Raw genomic sequence first — 6,003 nt, forward strand, 5'->3', positions numbered from 1 at the left:
CTGGCCGACGACCTCGCGCGCGAGGTCGTCGGCCAGCTCCGCCGTGTAGAGCGCGATGTTGCGGGTGAAGTGGGGATCCTGCAGACGCGCCGCCCGCCGAGCGTGCCGGGACGCCCGCCGCCAGTCGCCCAGCGTGGACCAGCACTGCGCCTCCAGCCCTTCCAGCTCGGCCTCTCCGTAGAAGCTCATCCACTCGGGGTCGGCGTCCGAGCGGCCCCGCTCGAAGAGGGCCTGCGCGCGGGCCAGCGCCTGCTCGCAGCCGGTGCGGTCGGCGAGCCCCGCCCAGCCGCCCGCCTCGCGCAGCGCCAGCAGGGACAGCAGCCGGGCGGAGCCGAGCGGCTGGGCGGCGCGCTGCGCGGCCTGCGCGGCCCGGACCGCCTCCCGGGGGCGCCCGGCGTCCCGGGCCAGGAACGCGGTGTTGCAGAAGGCGTGCGCCTCCAGTGCCGCGTCTCCGGTCATGCGGGCGGTGGCCAACGCCTCCGCGTAGTGCGAGCGGGCGTCGTCGAAGCGGCCGGAGTCGTGGGCCAGCCAGCCGACGGAGATGGCGAGTTCGCCGGCGCCCGCGTGCAGCCGGTCGGCGGTGGTCTGCCGGGTCGCGCCGGCGTCGAGCAACGCGTAGGCGGCGCGCAGCGGAGCCGCCGCGCGCCGGTAGAGGCCGTCCGCGCCGTGCCGGTCGTCGAGCAGCCGGATCCGGCGGACGGCCTCCTCCAGCGCCGCCGCCTCGGGGGTGCCGGCCCGCCGCGGCGGCCGTTCCGCCGCCGCGGCACCGGTGGTGAGCCCCAGCGGGGCCAGGGCGGCGGCGGCCACGGTGGCGCCCCCGCCGGTCATGAATGCGCGACGCAGCACGTCGCTCTCCTCGTGGTTCAGGGGGTGTTTCTCATGCGGTTCGTACAGTTCGTACTGTTCCTGCGAGTCCTGCGGGTCCTGCGAGTTCCGGGCGGCCTGCAAGACGAGCGGGTGATGCGTCTCCCGCATCTCCCGCGTCTCCCGTGACTCATACGGCTCCGAGCCCCCGCGCGACTCAGCGGGCCCCGCGGGCCCCGCGGCCGTACGCGCCGCGCGTCCGCGGACGGAGGAGCGGGAGGCGAAGCCGAGATCGCTGAGCGTGCGGCCGGGGAACATGTGCAGGAACACGCGTTCGTACGCGTAGTTGGGGCAGCGGATCTCGCCGGCCTCCACCCGGCCGATGTAGCGCGCGTCACAGCTCACCCGCTCGCCGATCTCCCGTGCCGCCCGCCGTACCAGCGCCGCGAACTCGGCCGGTGAGCGCCGGCCGCGCAGTTGCCGGAAGGCGAGGTTCGGCCGGGCTGGCCGTTCGGGCTGTGACGAGGTCACCGTTGACGACGCCATGGCCGGGTCCTCTCGTGCGAACCGTCGAACCATGCCGGGGCCGGGGCGATTTCGGGACGAGTTGCCCATGTGACGCCCTGGTTCCGGCGGGCATGAACGTACCTGCTGTGAAGGTCCCGCCACGCGGTGTTTGGCTACAAACCGGATATCTCATCCACGATCTGCCATGAAGTGCCATCCTTTGCGGCGCACTTGTGCCGTAGCCGTTGACGGGTTCGCGCGTTGGACCCCATGGACCGCAACAGGGCTGTGTGGTGGAGGCCGGCATGGAGAGCAGCCAGAGCAACGATCCTTGTACGTCGTCGTCCGCGTCCGCGGCGGGCGAGGCGGCGTGCGACCTCGTGACGGTACCGACCCGGCAGGGGCTGGAGGCGGTCGACATCCTGCGGCGGGAGGCCGCCGACGCGGTGGGGCCCGTCCTGCACGACGACGGCTGCGGCACCCTCGGCTTCCTGGTGCCGGCCGGTACGGCCGCCGGCTGGGACGTGCCCGGCAGCACCTGCACCGAGACGAACGGACGCGGTCTGCGGCTGAACCCCGAGCCGCCGGTGGAGGGCTCCGACTGGCTGCTGCCGCCCGGCGAGGCCGACCTCGCCACCGACCCGGTGGTGCTGCGCCGGGCCCTGGGGGAGGCGGCCCGGCTGATCGAGGCGGCCGACAGCTGCCGCTGAGGCCCGCCCGCGGCCGGCGGCCGCCGGTGCCGCGCGCACCCGCGGCAGCTGCGAAAATGGACGGATGGGCAGGTCCAGGAACACACGGCGCAGGTCGGCGGCGGTCGCGGCCGTCGAGGAGCCGGTCGACGGCGGGCTCGCGCGGCTCGTCCCCGACCCGGACCGCGGCCGGGCCTGGACGCTGCTGATCGACGGGGCGCCGCAGTCGCACGTCGACCTGGACGACCCGGCGTACCTCTCCTTCGAGTACCAGCGCCGCCTCGGCCATGTCATCGACCTCGCCGCCCCGCCCGGCAAGCCCGTGCACGCGGTGCACCTCGGCGGCGGCGCGCTCACCCTCGCCCGGTACGTCGCCGCGACCCGGCCCCGCTCCACCCAGCAGGTCGTGGAGTGCGACGCGCGCCTGGTCCAATTGGTCCGCCGGGAACTGCCGCTGGACCCGAACGCGCGGATCCGGGTGCGTGCGGTGGACGCGCGCGCGGGTCTGGCCAAGGTGCCGGACGGCTGGGCCGACCTGGTCGTCGCGGACGTGTTCAGCGGCGCCCGCACCCCCGCCCACCTCACCTCGACCGAGTTCCTGGACGAGGTCCGCCGCGCCCTGAAGCCGTCCGGGGTCTACGCCGCCAACCTCGCCGACGGCCCGCCGCTCGCGCACCTGCGCGGCCAGATCGCCACCGCCGCCGCCCAGTTCGGCGAACTCGCGCTGATCGCCGACGCGGCCGTGCTGCGCGGCAAGCGCTTCGGCAACGCGATCCTGGTCGCCTGCGACCTCCCGCTGCCGCTCGCCGAACTCACCCGCCGCGCCGCCTCCGATCCGCACCCCGGCCGGGTCGAACACGGCAGGCGGCTCACGGACTTCGCCGGCGGCGCGGTGCCCGTCACGGACGCCGCCGCGGTGGCCTCACCGGCCCCGCCGCCCTCGGTGTTCCAGTAGCCGTCCGGCGTCCGGCACCGATCCGATGCCGGACGGACCGCGACGGAACCGGCCCGTCCGGAGTCGGCCCGTCCCGAGTCAGTACGTGCCCACGTCCACCCGCGGCGGACCGTCGTGCCAGGTGCAGAACACCGACACCCGGTCCGCGCCCCGGCTGAACTCCACCCTGATCCAGCTCTCCGTCTTCCACACCTGCATCGACCAGCCGGTCCCCGGGGTCGCCGAGACCAGCGTCGCGTCGGCCGGACCCAGGTCGAACACCGCCCGGCCGCCGTCGGTGTCGTAGGACCTGACCCGGCCGGACGCGGTCGCGGTGGCCCTGGGGGAGGCGGACGGGGACGTGGTGCGGGCCGGAGTGCGCGTCGGTTCCGGCGCCGGACGGGCCGGCCGCTCGCGGGACGGGCTCGCGGCAGGAGAGGGCGCCCGGGAGGCGGACCGCACGTCCCGGGTGTCCGCGCCGGACGCCTCGGCCGCCGTCACCGGCAGGGCGCGCGGCGGGTCGTACGCCGTCCCCGCCATCACCGTGTGCACACCCCACCACGACAGCGTGACCGCCGCTCCCGTCGCCAGCAGCCACGCCAGTACGTGTACGAGTCCTCTGCGCATCGCGGCCATACTGCCCCAGCGACACCGCGGTGTGCACATGCCCCGGGTTGTCCACAGGCGCCCGCCCGGTGTCGTCCGCATGGCGTACGGTGCGGCGCATGGCAAGTGTGCTCGTGGTCGAGGACGACCAGTTCGTCCGCTCGGCGCTCATCCGGCACCTGACCGACGCCGCCCACACCGTGCGCAGCGTCGGTACGGCACTGGAGGCGCTGCGCGAGGTCGCCCATTTCCGCTTCGACGTGGTCATCCTGGACCTCGGACTGCCCGATCTGGACGGCTCCGAGGCCCTGAAGATGCTCCGCGGCATCACCGACGTGCCCGTCATCGTCGCCACCGCCCGGGACGACGAGACGGAGGTCGTCCGGCTGCTGAACGCCGGTGCGGACGACTATCTGACCAAGCCGTTCTCCGTCGAGCACCTCTCCGCCCGGATAGCGGCCGTGCTGCGCCGGGCCCGCTCCGGCGGCGCCGAGGCCACGTCCTCGTCCGTCCTGCGGGTCGGCGGGCTCACCGTCGACCCGCTGCGCCGCCAGGCCGAGTTGGACGGGGCCCGGCTCGACCTCACCCGCCGCGAGTTCGACCTGCTCGCCTTCCTGGCCGGCCGCCCCGGGGTCGTCGTCCCGCGCAAGGAACTCCTCGCCGAGGTCTGGCAGCAGTCCTACGGCGACGACCAGACCATCGACGTCCATCTGTCCTGGCTGCGCCGCAAGCTGGGGGAGACGGCCGCCCGGCCGCGCTACTTGCACACGCTGCGGGGCGTCGGCGTGAAGCTCGAACCCCCCGCGGACGCGGAGGGCCCGCGATGAGATGGGCCCTGGTCAAGGTGTGCCTGGCGGTCACCACGATGGTCGTGGTCGCCTTCGCCGTGCCCCTCGGCCTGGTCGTCAAGGAGATGGCCCGCGACCGCGCCTTCGCACGCGCCGAGCGCGAGGCCGCCGCGGTCGCGCCCGCGCTGTCCATCACCACCGACCGGGACGAGCTGGAGCGGGTGGTGGCCTCGGCCGGCGCCGACGCCGGACTCGCGGTCCACCTGCCCGCCGACGGCGGCCGGGCCGCGCTCGACCTCGGCCGGCAGCGCGCCGCCGCCCGCGACGTCCAGGCCGTCCGCAGACTCGGCCGCGCCTCCACCACCACCGTGCCCGGCGGCTCCACCCTGCTCCAGCCGGTCGCGCTCGGCTCCGGCGCGATCGCGGTGGTCGAGGTGTACGTCCCGGAGTCCGAGGTGACCAACGGCGTCGGCACGGCCTGGGCGGTGCTCGCGGCCGTCGGTCTCGCGCTGATCGTCGGCTCGGTCGCCGTCGCCGACCGGCTCGGGGTGCGCATGGTGCGGCCCGCCCAGCGTCTCGTCGAGGGCGCGCGCGAACTGGGCGAGGGCCGGCTGGGCGCCCGCGTCCCGGAGGAAGGGCCGAACGAACTCCGGCTGGCCGCCGTCGCGTTCAACTCCATGGCCGACCAGGTCGTCCAACTCCTCGCCAACGAACGCGAGCTGGCCGCCGACCTCTCGCACCGGCTGCGCACCCCGCTCACCGTCCTCCGGCTGAACGCGGCCTCCCTCGGCGCCGGACCCGCCGCCGAGCAGACCCGGGCCGCCGTCGCCCAGCTGGAGCGCGAGGTCGACACCATCATCCGCACGGCCCGGGAGGCCAAGCCGCAGACGGCCGCCGCCGGGCCCGGCGCCGGCTGCGACGCGGCCGAAGTGGTCCGTGAGCGCATGGAGTTCTGGTCCGCGCTCGCCGAGGACGAGGGCCGCAAGTGGCGGGTGGCCGGCGTGGAGCGGCCGGTGCGCATACCCGTGGCCCGCGCCGACCTCGCCGCCGCCCTCGACGCCCTGCTCGGCAACGTCTTCCGGCACACCCCCGAGGGCACCGCCTTCGCGGTCGACGTGCACAACGGCGAGGACGCGGTGATCGTGCTCGTCTCCGACGCGGGCCCCGGCATACCCGACCCGGAGGCGGCGATGGCCCGCGGCCGGGGCTCCGGACACACCGGCTCCACCGGCCTCGGCCTGGACATCGTCCGCCGGCTCGCCGAGTCCACCGGCGGAGACGTCCGCATCGGCGGCTCGGTGCTGGGCGGCACGGAGGTGCGGATCTGGTTCCAGCTGGACGGGCGGGGGCCGGCGGGCCGCCGGCCGCGCGGGGCCGTCCGCAGACGGCGGACGGGCAAACGGGTCGCCACCTTTAACCGTCCCCGATCGCTTCCTTAAGCGAACCCTAAGGTCCGCAACGGACGCCTCCAACGGGAGATTTGCCCCTTTCCTGATCGCTAGCGTGCTGCCGCACCTCACCCCCGTGGCTCACCCCCCGTGAATCACCCCGTGAACACCGAAGGCAGGCACGCGCATGAGCACGCACCGGCGCAGGATCAGTGGCAGGAACAAGGCGATAGGCGGCCTGCTGGCCGCGGCCGTGATCGGCGGCGGCGCCGTCCTGCTCACCGGCA

6 protein-coding genes are annotated in these 6,003 nt (G+C 75.1%); 4 read left to right on the forward strand and 2 right to left on the reverse strand.

Annotation, left to right across the window (positions count from 1 at the left end; translation table 11 throughout):
- On the reverse strand, window positions 1–1,350 hold a 1,350-nt coding region (locus CCN44_RS36475), incomplete at its 3' end, for a hypothetical protein (protein WP_107502145.1).
- Between the two features lie 266 nt (window positions 1,351–1,616).
- Between CCN44_RS36475 and CCN44_RS36480 the strand changes: the two genes are divergently transcribed.
- Together CCN44_RS36480 and CCN44_RS36485 are read left to right on the forward strand one after the other, a co-directional pair.
- Window positions 1,617–2,021: a hypothetical protein gene (locus CCN44_RS36480; protein ID WP_059255004.1), complete on the forward strand. Its 405-nt coding sequence runs from the start codon at window positions 1,617–1,619 to the stop codon at window positions 2,019–2,021.
- 64 nt (window positions 2,022–2,085) lie between these two features.
- Entirely contained in the window at window positions 2,086–2,955 is an 870-nt protein-coding gene (locus CCN44_RS36485) for a spermidine synthase (RefSeq protein ID WP_086702960.1), read from the forward strand.
- 78 nt (window positions 2,956–3,033) lie between these two features.
- Here CCN44_RS36485 and CCN44_RS36490 read toward each other — a convergent pair whose 3' ends face one another.
- Window positions 3,034–3,561 (reverse strand): hypothetical protein, encoded by a 528-nt coding sequence (locus CCN44_RS36490; protein ID WP_086702965.1) that lies wholly within the window; start codon window positions 3,559–3,561, stop codon window positions 3,034–3,036.
- A 98-nt stretch (window positions 3,562–3,659) separates the two neighbouring features.
- Here CCN44_RS36490 and CCN44_RS36495 point away from each other — a divergent pair, with 98 nt between their 5' ends.
- The gene (locus CCN44_RS36495; protein ID WP_059249715.1) at window positions 3,660–4,367 is read left to right on the forward strand and encodes a response regulator transcription factor; all 708 of its coding nucleotides are present in this window, start codon (window positions 3,660–3,662) and stop codon (window positions 4,365–4,367) included.
- Window positions 4,364–5,767: a sensor histidine kinase gene (locus CCN44_RS36500; protein WP_086702963.1), complete on the forward strand. Its 1,404-nt coding sequence runs from the start codon at window positions 4,364–4,366 to the stop codon at window positions 5,765–5,767. Before CCN44_RS36495 ends, CCN44_RS36500 begins: the two co-directional genes overlap by 4 nt.
- The last annotated feature ends 236 nt before the right edge of the window (window positions 5,768–6,003 follow it).

It is taken from the genome of Streptomyces tricolor (assembly GCF_002155905.1).
Lineage (GTDB): Bacteria > Actinomycetota > Actinomycetes > Streptomycetales > Streptomycetaceae > Streptomyces > Streptomyces tricolor.